This window comes from Candidatus Paracaedibacteraceae bacterium (genome assembly GCA_019636055.1).
Lineage (GTDB): Bacteria > Pseudomonadota > Alphaproteobacteria > Paracaedibacterales > Paracaedibacteraceae > Paracaedibacter.
This window is the reverse complement of the sequence record JAHBYH010000001.1, coordinates 1-18,757: the sequence shown is the minus strand read 5'-3', so window position 1 is coordinate 18,757 and position 18,757 is coordinate 1. Positions and strand designations below refer to the sequence as shown.

21 protein-coding genes are annotated in these 18,757 nt (G+C 41.2%); 5 read left to right on the top strand and 16 right to left on the bottom strand.

Going from position 1 to position 18,757, the window contains the following annotated elements; all coding sequences use genetic code 11:
* The first annotated feature begins 227 nt into the window (after positions 1–227).
* Together KF820_00105 and KF820_00100 are read left to right on the top strand one after the other, a co-directional pair.
* On the top strand, positions 228–455 hold the full coding sequence (locus KF820_00105) for a DUF1467 family protein (GenBank protein MBX3456750.1): 228 nt from the start codon (positions 228–230) through the stop codon (positions 453–455).
* 65 nt (positions 456–520) lie between these two features.
* Complete coding sequence (locus KF820_00100; GenBank protein ID MBX3456749.1) at positions 521–1,546, top strand: hypothetical protein; 1,026 nt, start codon at positions 521–523, stop codon at positions 1,544–1,546.
* Here KF820_00100 and KF820_00095 read toward each other — a convergent pair.
* On the bottom strand, positions 1,543–1,872 hold the full coding sequence (locus KF820_00095) for a hypothetical protein (protein ID MBX3456748.1): 330 nt from the start codon (positions 1,870–1,872) through the stop codon (positions 1,543–1,545). The genes KF820_00100 and KF820_00095 overlap by 4 nt on opposite strands.
* Before the next feature lie 217 nt (positions 1,873–2,089).
* Here KF820_00095 and KF820_00090 point away from each other — a divergent pair, with 217 nt between their 5' ends.
* Entirely contained in the window at positions 2,090–2,566 is a 477-nt protein-coding gene (locus KF820_00090; GenBank protein MBX3456747.1) for an Lrp/AsnC family transcriptional regulator, read from the top strand.
* A gap of 256 nt (positions 2,567–2,822) precedes the next feature.
* Entirely contained in the window at positions 2,823–3,056 is a 234-nt protein-coding gene (locus KF820_00085; GenBank protein ID MBX3456746.1) for a ChaB family protein, read from the top strand.
* Between the two features lie 106 nt (positions 3,057–3,162).
* On the opposite strand, the gene nuoK is transcribed toward KF820_00085, so the two are convergent.
* From nuoK to KF820_00010, 15 genes are all read right to left on the bottom strand, one after another.
* Complete coding sequence (gene nuoK / locus KF820_00080; protein MBX3456745.1) at positions 3,163–3,486, bottom strand: NADH-quinone oxidoreductase subunit NuoK; 324 nt, start codon at positions 3,484–3,486, stop codon at positions 3,163–3,165.
* Entirely contained in the window at positions 3,486–4,097 is a 612-nt protein-coding gene (locus KF820_00075) for an NADH-quinone oxidoreductase subunit J (protein MBX3456744.1), read from the bottom strand. The genes nuoK and KF820_00075 overlap by 1 nt, the downstream gene beginning before the upstream one ends.
* A 12-nt stretch (positions 4,098–4,109) precedes the next feature.
* A complete protein-coding gene (gene nuoI / locus KF820_00070) occupies positions 4,110–4,598 on the bottom strand; it encodes an NADH-quinone oxidoreductase subunit NuoI (protein MBX3456743.1) in 489 nt (162 codons plus the stop codon).
* Between the two features lie 9 nt (positions 4,599–4,607).
* Positions 4,608–5,636: an NADH-quinone oxidoreductase subunit NuoH gene (gene nuoH / locus KF820_00065; GenBank protein MBX3456742.1), complete on the bottom strand. Its 1,029-nt coding sequence runs from the start codon at positions 5,634–5,636 to the stop codon at positions 4,608–4,610.
* 9 nt (positions 5,637–5,645) lie between these two features.
* Entirely contained in the window at positions 5,646–7,712 is a 2,067-nt protein-coding gene (gene nuoG, locus KF820_00060) for an NADH-quinone oxidoreductase subunit NuoG (GenBank protein ID MBX3456741.1), read from the bottom strand.
* Positions 7,713–7,724: 12 nt separating this feature from the next.
* Complete coding sequence (gene nuoF, locus KF820_00055) at positions 7,725–9,002, bottom strand: NADH-quinone oxidoreductase subunit NuoF (protein MBX3456740.1); 1,278 nt, start codon at positions 9,000–9,002, stop codon at positions 7,725–7,727.
* On the bottom strand, positions 8,992–9,687 hold the full coding sequence (gene nuoE, locus KF820_00050; protein MBX3456739.1) for an NADH-quinone oxidoreductase subunit NuoE: 696 nt from the start codon (positions 9,685–9,687) through the stop codon (positions 8,992–8,994). The genes nuoF and nuoE overlap by 11 nt, the downstream gene beginning before the upstream one ends.
* A complete protein-coding gene (locus tag KF820_00045) occupies positions 9,684–10,856 on the bottom strand; it encodes an NADH-quinone oxidoreductase subunit D (GenBank protein MBX3456738.1) in 1,173 nt (390 codons plus the stop codon). Before KF820_00045 ends, nuoE begins: the two co-directional genes overlap by 4 nt.
* Positions 10,853–11,461 (bottom strand): NADH-quinone oxidoreductase subunit C, encoded by a 609-nt coding sequence (locus KF820_00040; GenBank protein ID MBX3456737.1) that lies wholly within the window; start codon positions 11,459–11,461, stop codon positions 10,853–10,855. Before KF820_00040 ends, KF820_00045 begins: the two co-directional genes overlap by 4 nt.
* A gap of 14 nt (positions 11,462–11,475) precedes the next feature.
* Positions 11,476–11,979 (bottom strand): NADH-quinone oxidoreductase subunit B, encoded by a 504-nt coding sequence (locus tag KF820_00035; GenBank protein ID MBX3456736.1) that lies wholly within the window; start codon positions 11,977–11,979, stop codon positions 11,476–11,478.
* Between the two features lie 53 nt (positions 11,980–12,032).
* Positions 12,033–12,398 carry an NADH-quinone oxidoreductase subunit A gene (locus KF820_00030; protein MBX3456735.1) on the bottom strand — a complete coding sequence of 122 codons (366 nt, stop codon included), beginning with the start codon at positions 12,396–12,398 and terminating at the stop codon, positions 12,033–12,035.
* An 84-nt stretch (positions 12,399–12,482) separates the two neighbouring features.
* Positions 12,483–13,547 carry a hypothetical protein gene (locus KF820_00025; protein ID MBX3456734.1) on the bottom strand — a complete coding sequence of 355 codons (1,065 nt, stop codon included), beginning with the start codon at positions 13,545–13,547 and terminating at the stop codon, positions 12,483–12,485.
* 222 nt (positions 13,548–13,769) lie between these two features.
* On the bottom strand, positions 13,770–15,611 hold the full coding sequence (gene uvrC / locus KF820_00020) for an excinuclease ABC subunit UvrC (protein ID MBX3456733.1): 1,842 nt from the start codon (positions 15,609–15,611) through the stop codon (positions 13,770–13,772).
* Between the two features lie 51 nt (positions 15,612–15,662).
* A complete protein-coding gene (locus KF820_00015) occupies positions 15,663–17,009 on the bottom strand; it encodes a phosphotransferase (GenBank protein ID MBX3456732.1) in 1,347 nt (448 codons plus the stop codon).
* Between the two features lie 448 nt (positions 17,010–17,457).
* Positions 17,458–18,054 carry a hypothetical protein gene (locus KF820_00010; GenBank protein MBX3456731.1) on the bottom strand — a complete coding sequence of 199 codons (597 nt, stop codon included), beginning with the start codon at positions 18,052–18,054 and terminating at the stop codon, positions 17,458–17,460.
* A gap of 151 nt (positions 18,055–18,205) precedes the next feature.
* Here KF820_00010 and KF820_00005 point away from each other — a divergent pair, with 151 nt between their 5' ends.
* Entirely contained in the window at positions 18,206–18,565 is a 360-nt protein-coding gene (locus KF820_00005) for a hypothetical protein (protein MBX3456730.1), read from the top strand.
* Positions 18,566–18,757 lie beyond the last annotated feature (192 nt).

The window sequence follows — 18,757 nt, the reverse complement described above, 5'->3', positions numbered from 1 at the left end:
ATCCGTCATTACCGGCTAGAAACTCTCAGTTTGCGAAGAAAGCAATAAGAGTTTCTTGATCAGGAAGATCCTGGAAATCAGAGGAAATTGTGGACCTCCAATCAAGCAAAACTAAGGCTTTCTTCGAATTTGAGTTTATCTGTAGTGTTTATTTCTGATTAGTGGCATAAAATACTCGTATCTTCGGACGTTTTTTTATATCCTTTAAAGAAACGGGGGTAAATATCATGGGATTGTATACAGGGTTTATTACGTTTAGTGTTATTTGGTGGGTGATGCTATTCATTATTCTACCGATTGGGATCCGTGTTCCGGAACAAACTGAGATTGGAATGGCAACGAGTGCGCCTGTTAATCCGAATGTTAAAAAGAAACTTTTGTGGGTGACCATATTAACAATTCCCGTATTTTTTCTTGCTAAATGGGGAATTGAATCTAATCTATTGAATATATAATTAATTTTTTATCCATAATTTATGGGGTAAACTGGACTCAATTATAATATTATGACTTATTGCTTATGCGTTATTTATTACTGATTATAATCTTTGTGACAAACGGGAATTGTCAGGTTAATTTCTCTCCGTCATCCTTACTAGGGTACATCGGGCGTGGGGTTATTGATGACTACGTTTTGGCACCTTACGATATGGTTTATGACTCGGATCGTCCTGCCGGAATTCCAAAAAACTATAGAAGTCCTATTTTTTATAAACCGGCAAAATCACAAGACGTTGACAATGCTGGTTTTAATCAATTGACAATTTCAGGAAGCGCCCAGTACTCTTGGCCTGAATTGCAAGAAATGGTTAAGCATATTCATAAACGTCACAGGGTTCCCTTTAATAAAATTTATGTCTTAGATTTGCGTGAAGAACCCCATGGTTTTTTTAATGATGCTGCGGTTTCTTGGCACTATGGCCCCTTGTCCTATCAGCAGAATAAAAGTGATACAGATGTTGTTCATTCGGAGTTGATGCGAGTCAATCAAATTCGAGCGTTTCCTATGGCCTTTATTTATAAGGTCACAAAATCTGACAGGGGTGTCGCTGAATCTAAGCAAGTTTTTATCCTGCCGGTTAACGTTGTGATGAGAGAGCAAGAGGCTGTAAAAAGTCTTGGGGCAAACTATAAGCGATTGGCAGTAACCGATCATTTCAGACCGCAAACAACAGATGTTGATAATTTTGTTGACTGGGTTAAGGATCTACCAAAAGATGCTTGGATTCATATGAAATGTCGTGGCGGCAAAGGTCGGACGACAACTTTTATGACATTGTTTGATATTATTCAAAACCCCAAAGTACCAGTCGATGATATTTTACAGCGTCATAAACTGCTTGGCGGGGTTGATCTGGGACGCAAAAAAGTAAAAAAAGGTCATGAATGGAAGTTGAGACTTAGTGTTGATCGCCATAATATTGTGAAGTTTTTTCATGACTATCGTAATGATCCGGATGCTTGGATGACAATACCCTTTTCAACATGGTGCATTAAAAAGGGAATTTCTTTTGGCTATTTAGGCGAATTATCAACGGTTGACTAAGCTTTATATTTTTGTCCATCATATTGTACTGTTATTGACCATATATCTGTTTTATACGGTAATTTAGCTTCAAGAACATGGCTAATAATAGGGTTTCCCATGCTTGGTAACCCTGCTTCGGGTTTTTGTGCTTTTAAATCACACGTTAAATTGGTCCCCGTACTCACGCAGTTTATAAGTCTCGGCTGGAGATATCCTGTTGGTATATGAGCACGTAGGGTCACGGTGGTGGAATCTTGTGTGTGGGAGACACTTAGTTTTTCAAAATTAGTTGCTGTTGCAAGGCTAATGATCGCCGTATAGGCAAGCATGATTTTTGCTCCCATTGATTCCTCCGAATTTAATTGTCTGTATAATTTTATTGTGGCCCAGCATTGGTTAATCATGAGTTAACAAAAGGGTTTGTAAAGTATTAATATGTCTTGGCTGCAACACTTGGCTTAGATAAAAAAAAAAATTTAAAGAAATCCGTTTCGAAAATTACTTAATAATGCTATTAATATAAAAGGTTATGACTCTTTTAGTGGGTAGCAGATTTTTATTATGCCAAATTTAGACGAAATTGATCTCCAAATTTTGAATGATCTTCAAGAAGATGGACGCTTAACAAATGTGGAGTTAGCTCGTCGTGCCGGTATTTCTGCACCACCTTGTCTTCGTCGCGTTCGTAGTTTAGAAGAACTAGGGGTTATCAAGGGTTACCATGCTGATGTTAACCCTTCTATTTTAGGCTTTGGTGTGTCTGTTTTTGCCCAAGTGGGCTTGCACAGTCAAAATGAAAGTGATTTAAGGGCCTTTGAGGCCCAAATTGCTGGGTGGCCCTTGGTTCGTGAGTGCCATATGGTTGCTGGTGACGCAGACTTTTTGTTAAAGATTGTTGCCCGTAATTGGGATGAATACCAACGTTTTCTATCAAATGAATTAACATCCTTTCCGAATGTTCGTAATGTCAAAAGTAAATTGGTTGTCAGAACATCAAAACATCTTCCTGGCGTTCCTATTGAGGAAGTTAAGGTATAGTTTCAATTTTATTGACCTCTCCTGGTATTATTACGCAGTACTTCTCGACTATTACAATTTCAATTGAGGGGGGCGTTCCTGTTCAGGACCGTCACACACTATTAAACTTTGTGATTGATAAAACTAGATGACTCTCTACGCAAAGTTATTTCCAATTATTTTTTCCGGTTCTAATTATCTTTTTCAAGAGTATTGTGCGAATTATAGTTACAAACAAATTTAAGATTGGAATAACTATACTTCCAAGGAGATATTTATGCCCTATCATAATACCAAAGAGTTGCCTGAATCTGTGCGCCACGTCTTGCCGCTTCATGCTCAGGAGATCTATTTATCAGCCTTCAATAATGCCTATAAAGAATATGAGGATAAAAAACAAAGAAGGAACGAAGCGGAGAGTCAAGAAGAAGTTGCTCACAAAGTGGCATGGTCAGCCGTAAAACAAAAATATGAAAAAAATCCCCAAGGAGAGTGGGTTGAAAAAAACTGACTCTTCCTATTAGATTGAACGATAATGTTTTTTACTAATTTATTGTGATCTAAGTTTATTAACCAACAAGGAATAGGGGGGGGGGTATAACTATAGTTTACAGGATTCAACCCTTTAACACGCTTGCGTCATCAACCTGAATCGTTTGCTTATTACGGAAGAAAACAACAAGGATTGCAAGACCAATGGCTGCTTCAGCGGCGGCGACGGTTAAGACAAATATGGTGAAGATTTGGCCTGCTAGATCATTCAAGTAATTAGAAAAAGCAACAAAATTGATATTGACTGACAAGAGGATTAACTCAATTGACATTAACATCAAAATGATATTTTTCCGGTTTAAAAAGATACCCATTGCACCGATTGTAAAGAGTAATCCGGATAAGATCAGATAATGATGCAGCGTGATTGTAAAGATTTGATCTAACATTAGATTTTTACTCCTTTACCCGATTCAACTGTGTTCATTGTTAGGGTGTCTGCTGGTGTGCGACGCATTTGGGTGTTGATATCCTGACGACGCGTTTCAGGTTTAAAGCGAAGGGTGAGCGTAATCGCACCAATCATGGCCACAAGCAAGATTAATCCTGAAACTTGAAAGGGCAATAAATAATCTGTGTACAGGACAGAACCAATCATTTGCGTGTTAGTAATATTTTGGGTTACAACTTTGACTGTTTGAGTCGCGTGTCCCGTTGGTTTCCATAAATAGGCCACCATTGATAACTCTGCACCAAGAATAAGCCCAATTAATACCGAGAAGGAAGCATGACGTTTCGCGCCTTGGCGTAAGGTCGTGAAGTCAACATCTAGCATCATAACAACAAAGAGGAACAAAACAGCAACCGCACCAACATACACAATCGCAAGACTCATGGCGAGTAATTCTGCATTAAGAAGTAAAAACAATCCCGACCCATTCATAAAGGCAAGAATTAGGAATAAGACGGAATGTACAGGGTTGCGGGCTAAGATTACACAGCTTGCAGATCCTAAAAGCGTCAATGCAAATGTGTAGAATAAAATACTTTCACCAATCATTTATGAATCCTCTTATCTATACGGTGCATCTTTTTTTAAGTTTTCAGCGATCTCACGTTCCCAACGCTCACCATTGGCAAGAAGTCTTTCTTTATCATAATAAAGTTCTTGGTGGGTGAAGGTAGAGAATTCAAAATTTGGCCCTTCGACAATGGCATCAACCGGACAAGCTTCTTGGCAGAACCCACAATAGATACATTTTGTCATGTCAATATCATAACGGGTTGTGCGACGACTACCATCTTCACGTTCTTCTGCTTCTATGGTAATAGCCTGAGCAGGACAAATGGCTTCGCATAATTTACAGGCGATACACCGTTCTTCGCCATTAGGATAACGTCGAAGAGCGTGTTCCCCACGAAAACGCGGGCTCAGACTTCCTTTTTCATAAGGATAGTTGATGGTTACTTTTGGACGGAATAAATAACGCAGGGTTAACCACATACCCTTTGCAATTTCAAATAAGACCCAGTGGCGAATTCTTTTCAATAAGACCGACATGTAATTCTCCTAAAACTTTGGCAGCCAGCCCATAAACAATAAGAAACCAGATGTAAGAACAACCCATAACAAGGTAACAGGCAGGAATACCTTCCAACCCAATCTCATCAATTGGTCATACCGATAACGCGGTAAGGTGGCACGTACCCAAAGGAAGACAAACAAGAGGGCACAGATTTTGAAGACAAACCAAACAACGCCAGGGATTGCATTAAATAGAGGAATATCGAGGGGGGGTAACCATCCGCCCAAGAATAGGATTGTCGCAATCGCACTTTGCAAGATCATATTTGCATATTCACCTAAAAAGAATAGAGCGAAAGACAATGATGAATATTCAACGTGATATCCTGCGACCAGTTCTGATTCCGCTTCGGGTAAATCAAACGGGTTACGGTTGGTTTCAGCTAAGGCTGAGATAAAATGAATGATAAACATTGGAAATAGGGGAATGGCAAACCACAATCCCTTTTGAGCTTCGACAATCTTCGTCAGGTTCAAAGAGCCAACACACAGCAGTACCGTGATAATGACAAGGCCAATGGAGACTTCATAGGAAACCATTTGTGCAGCAGAGCGCATTGCCCCTAAAAAAGCATATCGTGAGTTTGTTGCCCAACCTGCAATAATGATACCGTAAACACTTAAAGAAGAGACGGCGAACAAATACAAAATTCCGACGTTAATATCAGCAAAAACCCAGCCATAATCAAAGGGAATAACAGCCCATGCGGCCAAAGACAGGGTAAATGTGATGACAGGTGCCAAAATGAACAAGTATTTGTTGGCCATGTTAGGGATAATCGTTTCCTTATGCATCAGCTTAAGCGCATCGGCAATCGGTTGCAGTAATCCAAACCAGCCTGTCACATTTGGACCTTTGCGCATTTGCATTAAGCCAATAACACGTCGTTCAGCATAGGTTAGGTAGGCAACACCGAGTATCAAAGGAATCACTAATAACAGCGCTTTTAAAGCAATCATTGCCATATCTAAACCGTAAAGGAAGAGTTGGTTTGTTAGAGCTGTAAAGTCCATTCTATCCCCCTATGCACATTTCTTGCCACAGCCAGATTGACCGACGATTTCCTTAACACATGCTGCCATTATTGATGAATGGCGACTAATTGGATCGGACATGTAATAATTGTCAATCGGTGACTTAAAGGCAATATGACTTAACGTTTCCGGATATTTTGATGTAATCATTTGCCAAGATGTCGGCACAATCTCATTCATTCGATCAAATATTGGATTAATCGCTTTCATTAATTCTATTACATCTATGCGTGTTTTTAAGTTCAAGTTAAACCCACACTTGCGAGCAAGTTCTGCTAGCAGCCACCAGTCTTCTTGGGCATCTCCGGGGTTCGCAACGGCTTTTTGGGTTTGTTGTGGACGACCTTCGGTGTTGACATAAGTAGCGAATTTTTCTGTATAAGCTAATCCCGGTAAGATAATGTCCGCACGATGGGCACCTTCATCACCATGATGGCCAACGTAAATAACTGCCGCTTCACCAAAACTTCCGCCCGGTATAGTATCCACACCGTTCAAAATGATCGCTTTAATCTGTCCGCGTTGGCATCCGCTGACAATTTCATGGGTTCCAAGACCATTCTGACCCGGCACAAATCCTAAATCGAGAGCGCCAACACGACCTGCTGCGTAATGAAGGACATTAAAGCCGTTCCAGCCATCTTGAATCATGTTGTATTTTTTAGCAATTTCTTGGGATAAGCGAAGAATCTCGCGACTATCCCGACGATTTAAGGCGCCTTGGCCAATGATGATCATGGGGCGTTGGGCGTGTTGTAGTTCTTTCGAGATTAGATGTGACCCATCCGCAATTTCTTTAAGAACACTGGCTTGGTCGCCTGCATGAATATAAGGGTACGTTAGATCATAATCAGGCCCAACAACGGCTACACGCAACCCATTTTGCAGGTAGCGCTTGCGAATACGAGCATTAATGAGGGGGGCTTCATGACGCACATTTGAGGCAACGATTAAGATATAATCAGATTCCTCAATACCATTGATGGTTGTATTAAACAGATAACTTGATCGGTTAGAAGCATCATGAACAGATTCATCAATACGGCAATCCATATTTGGTGAGCCCAGTTTAGTCATCAATGTTTTTAGGACAGCAACAGATTCACAATCAGCCATGTCGCCTGATAAGGCTGCAATTTCTTCTGGTTTATAGGTTTTTAGAACTTTTGATGTGGTCTCTAAGGCTTCGTCAATTGAGACTGCAACAAGTTTTCCTTCTTTGCGAACGTAGGCTTTGTCTAAACGTTGACGGAATAGACCATCGTAAGAAAAACGAGCCTTGTCACTAATCCAATCTTCATTAATATCTTCATTGAGCCTTGGCAAGATCCGCATGACCTCTTGGCCACGCGTATCAATTCGAATGTTTGAGCCAACGGCGTCCATCACATCGATGGAATCTGTTTTTGTTAATTCCCATGGGCGACCATGGAATGTATACGGTTTGTTGGTCAAAGCGCCTACAGGACAAATATCAATCAAGTTACCTGATAACTCAGATGTCAGGGCTGATTCAAGGTAGGATGTGATTTCTGTGTGTTCCCCGCGATGAATGCCACCCATTTCTGGTGTCCCTGCAATTTCATTAGAAAAGCGGACGCAGCGGGTACAGTGAATGCAACGCGTCATAATGGTTTTAATCAAGGGCCCCATATATTTGTTCGAGACAGCACGTTTGTTCATCTCAAAACGGCTTGAATCAGGCCCATAACCAACGGTAATATCCTGAAGATCACACTCGCCACCTTGGTCGCAAATTGGGCAATCTAGGGGGTGATTAATCAGCAAGAGTTCTAATACACCTTTACGTGCTTTTTCAACCAGTGGTGTATTCGTGCGAATGACCATACCATCAGCCACTGGCATTGCGCAGCTGGCAACAGGTTTTGGGGATTTTTCCATCTCAACTAAGCACATACGGCAATTACCCGCAATGGACAATTTTGGATGATAGCAAAAGTAGGGGATTTCAAATCCGGCTTGTTCACAAGCCTGTAAAACGGTAAGGCCGCTTTCAACTTCTAGTTCGATGTCATTAATCGTCATCTTTGGCATTGGTTCGTTCCTCTAAGCCGCGTTCTTTTTTGCATAAGCGTGAATCCGATCCTCAAGTTCACTACGGAAATGACGAATCAATCCTTGGACTGGCCAAGCTGCTGCATCACCCAGTGCGCATATTGTGTGGCCTTCAATTTGCTTGGATACTTGTTCAAGCTTATCGATATCACTAATATCTGCTTTACCAATAACCAGATTTTCCATCATGCGCCACATCCAGCCTGTTCCTTCTCGGCAAGGTGTGCACTGACCACAACTTTCGTGTTTATAAAATTTGGATAGACGGGCAATTGCTTTGATCACATCGGTTGATTTGTCCATGACAATAACGGCTGCGGTTCCAAGGCCTGATCTAACATCTTTTAAAGCATCAAAATCCATAAGGACAGTATCGCAAATATCTTTTGGTAAAAGGGGGACAGAAGAACCGCCCGGGATAATGGCTTTGAGGTTGTCCCAGCCACCGCGTACACCACCGGCATGCTTTTCAATAAGTTCACGCAGCGGAATGCTCATGGCTTCTTCAACATTGCAGGGGGCATTCACATGGCCGGAGATACAGAATACTTTTGTTCCTGCGTTGTTCGGGCGTCCAATACCAGAAAACCAACTGGCACCGCGACGCAAGATTGTCGGGACAACAGCAATACTTTCCACGTTGTTGACTGTTGTGGGGCAGCCATATAACCCAGCCATAGCAGGGAAGGGGGGCTTAAGTCTTGGAAAGCCTTTTCGGCCTTCTAAACTTTCAAGAAGAGCAGACTCTTCACCACAGATGTATGCACCGGCTCCACGGTGGACATAAAGATCAAAGTCCCATCCTGTTTTGGCTGCATTTTTACCTAAAAGTCCTGCTGCGTACGCTTCATCAACGGCCTTTTGAAGTGCTTCGGCTTCGCGGAAATATTCGCCGCGGATATAGATGTAGCAGGCATGAGCACCGATAGCAAAGCTTGCAACTAATGCGCCTTCAATTAGCTTGTGAGGTTCATTACGAATGATATCGCGATCCTTACAGGTTCCAGGCTCAGACTCATCTGCATTAATAACAAGGTATGATGGGCGAGGATCATTTTTAGGCATGAAGGACCATTTCATCCCGGTTGAAAAGCCTGCACCCCCACGGCCGCGCAGACCAGAGGTTTTGACTTCTTCGATGATCCACTCTCGTCCTTTGGCCATAAAATCTTTGGTTTTATCCCAGTCACCGCGCTTTTTTGCTGCGGTTAAAGCTGCTGGTTCTTGACCATAAAGATTCGTGAAAATTCTATCCTTATCACTCAGCATCTTTTACCTTCCTTGTGCGCTTTTTCGGGGTGTCTGATGTTTTTGAATCTGTCTTTTTGGCTCGCGGTGCTTTTGGCTTCGCTTCTGTCTTCGTGTTTGACATCGGAACGAGAGCCGGAGCTGAACACTGGCGGCCAATTGCTGACCCTGTTTTCACGTCTTTACCATTTGCCAAATCATCAATGATTGTGATGAAAGACTCGGATGTTAGATCTTCAAAATAGTCATCGTTAATTTGAACAACAGGTGCATTGACACAAGCCCCTAAACATTCAACTTCCATAAGGCTGAACTTACCATCTGCCGATACACCGCCCTCACCAATATTGAGTTTTTTCATACAGGCTGATTTTAATTCCTCGGCTCCTCTGAGCATACACGGTGTTGTTCCGCACAACTGTATATGGTATTTCCCGACAGGCTTAAGGTTGAACATTGTGTAGAATGCTGCTACTTCATGAACACGAATAGCCGGCATTTCTAATAATCGAGCAATTTCTTCAATCACGTCTTGTGATACCCAGCCCCCGTTTTGTCGTTGGCCGAGGTCAAGTAAGGGAATAACAGCACTGGCTTGACGACCTTGAGGATATTTTGCGATATGGTAATTTACTTTTTCCATATATTCTTTGGTAAAAGTAAATCCTTGTTTTTGTTCTTTGTGCTTTGCAGTCATACTGGTCACCGGTCAATTTCTCCGAATACGATGTCAAGGGATCCGACAATTGCTGTTACGTCAGCTAACATATGTCCCTTTGATAAAAATTCAGTGGCTTGGAGGAAGGCAAAACCCGGTGCACGGATTTTACATCGATAAGGACGATTAGTATCATCAGAGATAAGGTATACTCCAAATTCCCCTTTAGGAGCTTCGACTGCTGTATAGCATTCACCTGCCGGGACTTTGAATCCTTCGGTATAGAGTTTAAAGTGATGAATCAACGATTCCATCGAATGCTTCATGTCGCTGCGCTTAGGGGGGGATATCTTATGATCTGTTGTCACAATCTCCCCTACGGGCATTTTTTCTATACATTGGCGAATAATCTTAAGTGATTCACGCATTTCAGCCATGCGAACTAAGTATCGATCATAACAATCACCGTGTTTTGCTGTCGGAATATCAAAATCCAGTTCATCATAGACTTCATAGGGCTGAGCCTTGCGGAGATCCCATGCTACACCCGAAGCCCTGAGGACTGGTCCTGTAAAGCCCCAGTCAAGGGCGTCTTGCGCTGAAATGACCCCGATATCAACTGTACGTTGTTTAAAGATGCGGTTTTCAGTCAGCAATTCCTCAATATCATCGATGATTTTAGGACAAGTTTCCGTAAAAGCATAAATATCTTGAATGAGTTCCGGCGTCATATCCTGGTGGACACCACCTGGGCGCAAATAGGCAGCGTGAAGACGGGCACCACAAACGCGTTCATAAAATTCCATAATTTTTTCGCGTTCTTCGAACCCATAGAGAAGAGGGGTGATCGCGCCGACGTCCATGGCAAATGTGGTGATATTCAACAGGTGGTTTGTCAAACGGCCCAGTTCTGAGAATAAGACGCGGATAAACTGTGCACGACGGGGAACATCGATCCGAGCTAATTTTTCAACAGCCAGAACATACGCATGCTCTTGATTCATCGGCGCAACATAGTCAAGTCGATCAAAATACGGCAAGGCCTGAAGGTAAGTTTTGTACTCAATCAGTTTTTCGGTACCGCGATGCAGGAAACCAATATGAGGATCCGCTTTATCAACGAGCTCACCGTCAAGGTCAAGCACAAGGCGTAAAACACCGTGGGTTGCTGGGTGCTGTGGACCAAAGTTCAGGGTATATGTACGTTTATCGCTCATGCTGAGGCCTTTTCATCACCAGGAAGTGGATGGGATTTTCTCAAAGCCCCTTCCCAAGGGCTGAGATAATCAAACTTACGAAAGTCTTGAGGCAGATTTACAGGTGTTTCGACAACTTTTCGTTGTTCTGCGTCATAGGAAACCTCGAGATACCCTGTTAACGGAAAATCTTTACGAAGAGGATGGCCTTTGAAATTATAATCTGTCAGAATTCGGCGAAGATCCGGGTGGTCTGTAAATACTATCCCATACAGATCGAATGTTTCACGTTCATACCAATTTGCTGCATTAAAGACACCCGTTACGGTTGGAACTTCCATGCCGTCAGGGATTGCAACTTTGACGCGAATTCGTTGATTCAGCTCAACACTGATCAGATGATAGACGACGCGAAAACGCTTAGAATCATCTGGGTAATCAACGCCACACACATCTAACAAAATACGAAACAGGCATTTTGGGTGATCACGTAGGATTGTCAGAACGCGAACGATAGAACCGGCATAGGTTTCGATGGTTAATTCGTCATGTCGAACGATAGCGCTAATAAGGTCGGGGCCTAGGGCTTCTTGTGTTATTGTTATAAGGTTATCAAGATTTTCCATATGTCTAATTTCCCCTATAGAACAATGTTGCCGCGACGGCGGATTTTCTGTTGTAACAGCATTAAGCCATAGAGCAATCCCTCGGCTGTGGGTGGGCATCCCGGGACATAAACATCAACAGGAACAATCCGATCGCATCCCCGCGTTACCGAATAGGAATAATGATAATAACCGCCACCATTTGCGCAGCTTCCCATGGACAAAACCCAACGGGGTTCCGGCATTTGGTCATAAACTTTACGCAAAGCCGGAGCCATTTTGTTTGTTAATGTTCCTGCGACAATCATCAGATCTGACTGACGGGGAGAGGGGCGAAACAGCATGCCAAAACGATCCATATCATAACGACTGGCAGCGGTATGCATCATTTCAACAGCACAGCAAGCCAAGCCAAAGGTCATTGGCCATATGGAGCCGGCTTGGGCCCAACCGACAACTTTATCAACCTGAGTCAGAATATACCCCTTATTGTTGATTTCGTCGTTTAGGGTTTGAAAAAGGAGTTTTTCATCCTGCATGTCAGCCGGAAGATGTTGTTTAAAATCATCAAAATTTGCTTGTGATGGATTTGTCATTCCCAATCCAGCGCTCCCTTTCGCCACTCATAGATAAATCCAACAGTCAGAACCGTTAAAAAGATCATCATTGATAGAAAACCAAATAGACCAATGTTCCCCAACGTAATGGCCCATGGGAATAAAAAGGCTATTTCTAAATCAAAAATAATAAAGAGAATGGCGACGAGATAAAATCGCACATCAAACTTGCTACGAGACTCCCCAAAAGGTTCAAAGCCACATTCATAGGACGATAGTTTTTCCGGGTCAGGGTTGTTGACACCGCGAATCCACGAAATAAGGATTAGAGCAACAGACAGACCTGCTGCTAACCCCAAAAAAACGAGGATCGGTAAATAATTTTGGAGATATCCTTCCATTTCCCTCAAACCCTAGAAAAACTCCACTTTATCAAACAGTACCATGCTTTTTAACCTTTTGCACTAGGGTATTTATAATTTTTTCTATTTTTCCGTTGACTTAGATTCTGTGGTTTTAACTGACCGATCAGGTTTCCAATCATATTGAGATTTCTGATAAACTTTAGAGTATTTTTCGACGGGGTCATAGGCGACGAAGTGATCTGTGTGATCAACAAGTAGAGTCTGATTACTAGAGATAATTTTTTTATCAATTGCACTCAAAAGGACAATTGGTCTTTTTTGAATGATTTGAAATGTCGATAATATATTAGGGATTATTGCTGAAAATGTTAGGGATAATAATATTGCAAGAGCAATCTTTTTTTGCAATCTAATCTTTTTTGTCGAGAGATTTTGCGGGTTACGATTTGATACTATAATACAGAATAGAACTATTGGTGTGGTAAAAGTAAACATCCAGAGGAGTGGATCTGACTTATCTGTAATAAATAATTGGAAAACATTGAATATAGATTTCATTGCTAGGATTGATGCTAGGAGTAAGTATAAAAAAAGTAAAACAATAGAATCTCCTATATCTATGGTGTATTCTTTATTGATTTTATATGCAACTCCTATCGTGATTATAATTGCTATAACCAGCGCTAGAATATTAAGTATTTTTATGTCGTTAGAATCAAATGAGTCCTGAATGTGTGTAGGGATACAGAGTAATATATTAATTATTATTATATATATAAGGGATATAATTAGAGGGATCATAAGCTGTAAAAACAAGGTGTTGACAGCTAGTCCATAAAAATAATTTTTTATCTTTTTGAATCCCTTTAGCCCTTTGTTTCTAGCTTGAAAATCTTTTAGTTTTTCTATAACTATCATTGTCCGGCTATTTATATAATGGAATAATAGTCCTGAGCAGAGAACTATTATTAATGATAGTATAAAGTCACCTGAACCATTATTCGTGTATATCAGCCCGATAGGAATCTGATATTGGTGGGTATAAAACGCAATTGCTGCAAGATAACCGATTAGGGTAATAAAGAATCCATATGTAAAATCCTGGATTGTGTCTTGTATTTTTTTCTTACGTTGGTCAGAGGAATTTTTTGCAATAATTTCTGTAAGAATAAGAGATAAGGACATGTTTAATTCTGAAGTTAAAGTTAGTTGTTTTTCAGACTTAAAACATGTTACCTAAAAATTCAATAAAATTTATTTAAATGAAAAATATTTACCCTTGACCAAGTCATTGACCGACTGAATTGCGCCAAAGCCTTCCTAGCTAACAAAGCTTTCGCGTAGTTAAGGGCGTAGGGTGACCTTCCACAAGGGGAGAGGTGTAAAACCTTATCTTCTAAGTAAGGTTTACCCCCTCAATCCGTTATAAATTATCGTCGCCACTGCCTCACTAATTCCTTCGACGGCCATGAGGTCTTGAATGCTAGCAGCTGTGATATTGCGTACACTGCCAAAGTGATGGAGTAGGGCCTTTTTGCGTTTTGGACCGATACCTGGGATCTCATCAAGTTTTGACTTGGTCATAGATTTTTGTCGTCCGGCACGGTGGGATCCTATGGCAAAGCGGTGAGCTTCATCCCGAAGTCGTTGCAGGAAGTGCATAACGGCGGAATTGTGGGGCAGGGTAAAAGCCTCACGGTCTGGCATAAAGAATCGCTCGCGCCCCGCATTGCGCTGTTCTCCTTTGGCGATCCCAACAACAGTCACGCCTTGAATGTCAAGGTTGTCCATAACGTTGAGTACAGCATTCAACTGGCCCAATCCACCATCAATTAACATAAGGTCGGGCAGTGTCCAGTTTTCTTGGCTCGCTCGGGCAAAACGGCGTTTCATGACTTCCCGCATCATGGCGTAATCATCGCCGCCAAATCCCGGTTGTGCCGCCTTGATGGCGAATTTGCGATATAGTTTTTTATTAAGTCCATTCTCGTCGGCAACAACCATGACCCCATAAGGGTTTGTGCCCTGGACATGGCTATTGTCATAAATTTCAATGCGTGTCGGACGGTTCTCCATGGAAAATAACGCGGCAATTTCGTCATAGATTTTTGTCATGGCTTGCGCGTCATTGAGTTTGCGACTGATTGCATCTTTTGCATTAGCAAGGGCATGATCAATCAGTTCTCGCTTTTTCCCAAGCTTTGGAAGCTCCCACTTGATCGTTTTATTGTAATGTTCCTGGCAACTTGCCTTAATTAAGTTAAATTCGTCAGGTTCGCTATTCAATAGAACTATTTTAGGTGGTTCACGATCTGCATAAAACTGATTCAGGAAAGCTGCCAGTTTCTCAGATTCAGTTGTTCCCTGACTGTGGCTGAGGAAAAAAGATTCTGTTCCAAAGTTTCGACCATGTCTGAAAAAGAAAACTTGAATACAGGTTTGTCCGGAATCATTCAGGATTGCAATAACATCACAATCACTAATCCCCTCGATATTGATGCGTTGTCGGGCAACGAGCCGTGTGATCATGGCAATTTTATCGCGATATTCAGCGGCCTGCTCATAGTTTTGATCATCACTTGCCTGCATCATTTTTTTGGATAGAAACTCTTGAACTTTTGATGATTTTCCAACAATAAAATCAAATGCTTGTTGAACAGACTCTTTATAGTCGGCAGGGGAGATTTTGTTAACGCAGGGGGCAGAGCAACGTTTTATATGATACTGCAGGCAAGGCCGTTTGCGTGAGGCAAAATAACTGTCTGTACAATTGCGAATTTGAAAAATCTTTTGCAAGAGTAATATTGATTCGTCAACAGCGGCATTACTAGCAAAAGGTCCAAAATATTTGCCGGGTATATCTTGGGGGCCGCGATGTTTTAAAACGCGTGGAAACTCGTGATCTTGTGTTACTAATATATAAGGGAAGGATTTATCATCCTTGAGAAGGATATTGTAACGTGGCTGTAGCTTTTTAATGAGGTTGCTCTCAAGAAGGAGGGCTTCAACCTCGCTGTGAGTGGTAACAATCTCCATGCGTGCGGTTTCTGCAATCATCCGCTGCAGACGAATGGGAAGCTGATCCGGTTTTGTATAGGCGACAACTCGTTTTTTAAGGGATTTTGCTTTACCGACATACAGAGGGTCGTTACGGTCATTGTACATGCGGTATACACCGGGCTGATCAGTTAGACTGCGGACAACTTTCTGTATAATGGCAACGCCGGATTGTATTGATTGTAATGTCATGCCTCATCATAACTGATGGTTATCAAGAAATCTATCAAAACCCCTCTTCGCTCAAGGGAGAGAGGGATGTTGAATTAACTGATCAAAGACTGGGTTCGCATATCGTTTGACACCGTAAATAAAATTAGGATAACTAATTGCGATGAAGCGATTTTTAAAGATTTTATTAAGAGTTAAAATTGAGTTGAACATGGATTTTAGCTCTTTCAAAATTTCCTTTCGACTAGACGTGGGCCAATTCGAGACGTATCCTTGTAAAAATGGTTTGAAAAAATTGTTATGCCATTCTTCTTGACTTAGGCCATGTGCAATCCTTTGAGTTGTTTGGATGTGAGATGTTGCAAACCCATAGAGCATGAACAAGTCAACCGCAGGTGTTGATAGCGTATCAAATGATTTTACGAAGGTTTCAACATCTATAAGGGTTACTATTCCTGATGTCTGGTCCACGAATATATTATTGCTGTGTAAGTCGCCATGAACGACCGTTGGTCCTAATATTTTATTTTTGCTTGGTTGCATAAAGGTTTTGTGGAGAGCTCCAAGACGTTCACCTATGAGTTGGCTGGCCTGGTTAAGTTTTTCTAAATCCTTGCTTTGAATTATTTTTGCAAACGGAAGGCCGGGGGCGGCATCCATCAAGAGCATATGGTGGGGTGTACGATTAATGTCCACATAAGTGAACGTTTCTACAGGAAAAGCTATGGCTGGGAATTGAGGGTTTCTATTCGTCTTTTTTATATCGAAAGCCGCAACAGGCGATGCCATGAGTGTTTGAAGGTTTTTAACTTCACCGAATTTCTTGGTTTCTTTTAGAACCCAGAATCGTGGTGGTTCATGTCTGAATCCTAATCCGCATCTTTTCATCGCCGAGATTAAAAAGATCTGTAGAGTTTGTTTGCCTCCATCGCCAAGTTGTTTGATTTCAAGGCATTTTGCTTCTCTAAAATAAGTGTTGATATCAGGCGCCCTGAATTTATTGTTCATGGATGTTGATACGAGGAAATCTTTAAGGCCTTGAGAGTTAAATACTCCATCAGATAGCGCTTTTGGTGAAACGGGAATATTTTGATTTTGTATATGTCGTTCTTTTAGCTTTATAACAAGAGCATCTAAATCTTTCGCCTTAGTTTGTGAGATTAAATTTTCTATAATAGTCTCTGAGCAATCATTTTGAGTTGTGCACAGATGTGTAACACCTTTGTCTGTGAAATACCCATCTGGGTTACTTGTTAAGAGGCAGCAAACACAGCGTGCAGTTGCTCGTGAACCGGCAAAAGATTTACAGCTCCGAAGTTTATCAACAGGGGTCGATAAATCACCGATTTGAAGGATGGGAGATGCGTTTGTATATTGTGTAAAGAATAAAAATAATAAGAAAAATAGGGACTGTAACATCCGATAACTTCTCTTAAAACACCATAATTATTAGTGAATATAAACTATAAAGATGAAATTTTAGTTAAACGTTTGGTAAATTTAAGGTCAAGTCCCAAATTAACTTAGGCGAATGGTTTTTGAGGCAAGGCCCGTGGATCCTACATAATTAACGTGAGTTCGACATAAGAAGGTCTATCCAGCAATAGAATCCGTCATCCTCGACTAGAAATTCTAAGTTTTCGCAAGAAAACGCCAAGGATTTTTTGATCGGGGAACCATATAATCATAAAAAACGTAGATCTCCAATCAATCAAAGCTAAGGTTTTCTGGCGAACCCCTAGCTTTGATTGTCGGAAATGACGAGCGTTTCTGATCTTTCTTATATCGAACTCACGTTATAAATATGTGCGCAGGCCGAGACCCGATAAAACTGTTTGGATCAGTTAAAAATTGGGGGTGGTATAAGTTAGTGAAACTTGATCGTCACTAGGTTTGGTTGGGTAAACTCAATGATGACAGTCGTATCTAACTGATCAGCTAGTTGTTTAATAAAATAACCTATGACCGAACGTGAATCTATATCAGACAAGGCGACCCGCCCTTTGATTGCCTCTAGAGTTGCTTCTGGGAATTTTACCAAAGATCCTGTCACGGTCATTGTATAATCTTTGTTTAAGGTGATACTGCCACCCCGTGGGAGAGCATCTGACGCTAGAATCATAAGAGCATTGTAAAGTCGAGCAGGTGTACCTTGAACAGCCTCAATATTATCTGCGAGCCAATTAATTTTGGTTTTGTCGGGATCAATACATTTATCGAGGACAGTTTTAATGTCAGATAAGGTTGGTTTGTTTTGATAAGTTGCGTAACCACTGAGGCATCGAATCAGTTCAAGTTTGTTCATGGCGGATTGAACACTGTGGAGTAATAGTGCTTGCGGGCTATCAGGTTCCGGGTTTTCATCGAGCATTTCAAGGCCAATGGAGATTGCGCCAATTGGTGCGGCTAAGTCATGGCATAATTTTGAACACATCAGGTACATCATTTGTAAATCTTGTAACATTATAAGGATTCCGTTTGCTATTTTATATTATGTTAACCTGTAAAAAATAATAACAAAAGGGCTTGACGGTAAAATTTTAATATTATTAGATTTATATATCATGGGTACATACCTCATGCCATTAAATTGATCAATATTATGGAGTTTTTAAATGACAAAATTATCTCTTGCTGCTTTGTTAGCTTTGTTCGCAACAGCTAATGCTTCTGAACATGGTGCTGCTGGCGATGCCAAAAAAGAAGAAACCAAAGCTGAAACAAAAGCTGATGCTGATAAAGCAAAAGCTGATGCTGATAAAAAAGAAGCTGACGCTGACAAAGCAAAGGCTGATGCCGATAAAGCAAAAGCTGACGCTGATAAAAAAGAAGCTGAAGAAAAGCTAAAAGAAGCAAAAAAAGAAGAAAAAGAAGCTAAAGCTGAAGAAAAGAAAGCAGCTAAGGAAGAGAAAAAAGCTGACAAAGAAGAAAAGCACGCTGAAAAGGAAACAAAAAAAGAAGAACACAAGAAATAATAGTCTTGTGACTTCTGACTTTACAAAATCCCCGCCGATCGGTGGGGATTTTTTATTTTAGGAGAGCAGATCAATGCTGAGACATATCATGTACCTTACTTTTAGTTGGGCGATGGAACAAAACCCTAGTGAATCTATACAGATCTCTGATGATCGAGATATTGTTGCACGACAGATGTCTCTTGCTACAAT

What these genes read in the sequence shown, in the direction of transcription:
- KF820_00105 (MBX3456750.1), top strand. Translation starts at nt 228, where the DNA reads ATGGGATTGTATACAGGGTTTATTACGTTTAGTGTTATTTGGTGGGTG.
- KF820_00100 (MBX3456749.1), top strand. Translation starts at nt 521, where the DNA reads ATGCGTTATTTATTACTGATTATAATCTTTGTGACAAACGGGAATTGT.
- KF820_00095 (MBX3456748.1), bottom strand. Translation starts at nt 1,872, where the DNA reads ATGGGAGCAAAAATCATGCTTGCCTATACGGCGATCATTAGCCTTGCA.
- KF820_00090 (MBX3456747.1), top strand. Translation starts at nt 2,090, where the DNA reads ATGCCAAATTTAGACGAAATTGATCTCCAAATTTTGAATGATCTTCAA.
- KF820_00085 (MBX3456746.1), top strand. Translation starts at nt 2,823, where the DNA reads ATGCCCTATCATAATACCAAAGAGTTGCCTGAATCTGTGCGCCACGTC.
- nuoK (MBX3456745.1), bottom strand. Translation starts at nt 3,486, where the DNA reads ATGTTAGATCAAATCTTTACAATCACGCTGCATCATTATCTGATCTTA.
- KF820_00075 (MBX3456744.1), bottom strand. Translation starts at nt 4,097, where the DNA reads ATGATTGGTGAAAGTATTTTATTCTACACATTTGCATTGACGCTTTTA.
- nuoI (MBX3456743.1), bottom strand. Translation starts at nt 4,598, where the DNA reads ATGTCGGTCTTATTGAAAAGAATTCGCCACTGGGTCTTATTTGAAATT.
- nuoH (MBX3456742.1), bottom strand. Translation starts at nt 5,636, where the DNA reads ATGGACTTTACAGCTCTAACAAACCAACTCTTCCTTTACGGTTTAGAT.
- nuoG (MBX3456741.1), bottom strand. Translation starts at nt 7,712, where the DNA reads ATGCCAAAGATGACGATTAATGACATCGAACTAGAAGTTGAAAGCGGC.
- nuoF (MBX3456740.1), bottom strand. Translation starts at nt 9,002, where the DNA reads ATGCTGAGTGATAAGGATAGAATTTTCACGAATCTTTATGGTCAAGAA.
- KF820_00045 (MBX3456738.1), bottom strand. Translation starts at nt 10,856, where the DNA reads ATGAGCGATAAACGTACATATACCCTGAACTTTGGTCCACAGCACCCA.
- KF820_00040 (MBX3456737.1), bottom strand. Translation starts at nt 11,461, where the DNA reads ATGGAAAATCTTGATAACCTTATAACAATAACACAAGAAGCCCTAGGC.
- KF820_00035 (MBX3456736.1), bottom strand. Translation starts at nt 11,979, where the DNA reads ATGCAGGATGAAAAACTCCTTTTTCAAACCCTAAACGACGAAATCAAC.
- KF820_00030 (MBX3456735.1), bottom strand. Translation starts at nt 12,398, where the DNA reads ATGGAAGGATATCTCCAAAATTATTTACCGATCCTCGTTTTTTTGGGG.
- KF820_00025 (MBX3456734.1), bottom strand. Translation starts at nt 13,547, where the DNA reads ATGTCCTTATCTCTTATTCTTACAGAAATTATTGCAAAAAATTCCTCT.
- uvrC (MBX3456733.1), bottom strand. Translation starts at nt 15,611, where the DNA reads ATGACATTACAATCAATACAATCCGGCGTTGCCATTATACAGAAAGTT.
- KF820_00015 (MBX3456732.1), bottom strand. Translation starts at nt 17,009, where the DNA reads ATGTTACAGTCCCTATTTTTCTTATTATTTTTATTCTTTACACAATAT.
- KF820_00010 (MBX3456731.1), bottom strand. Translation starts at nt 18,054, where the DNA reads ATGTTACAAGATTTACAAATGATGTACCTGATGTGTTCAAAATTATGC.
- KF820_00005 (MBX3456730.1), top strand. Translation starts at nt 18,206, where the DNA reads ATGACAAAATTATCTCTTGCTGCTTTGTTAGCTTTGTTCGCAACAGCT.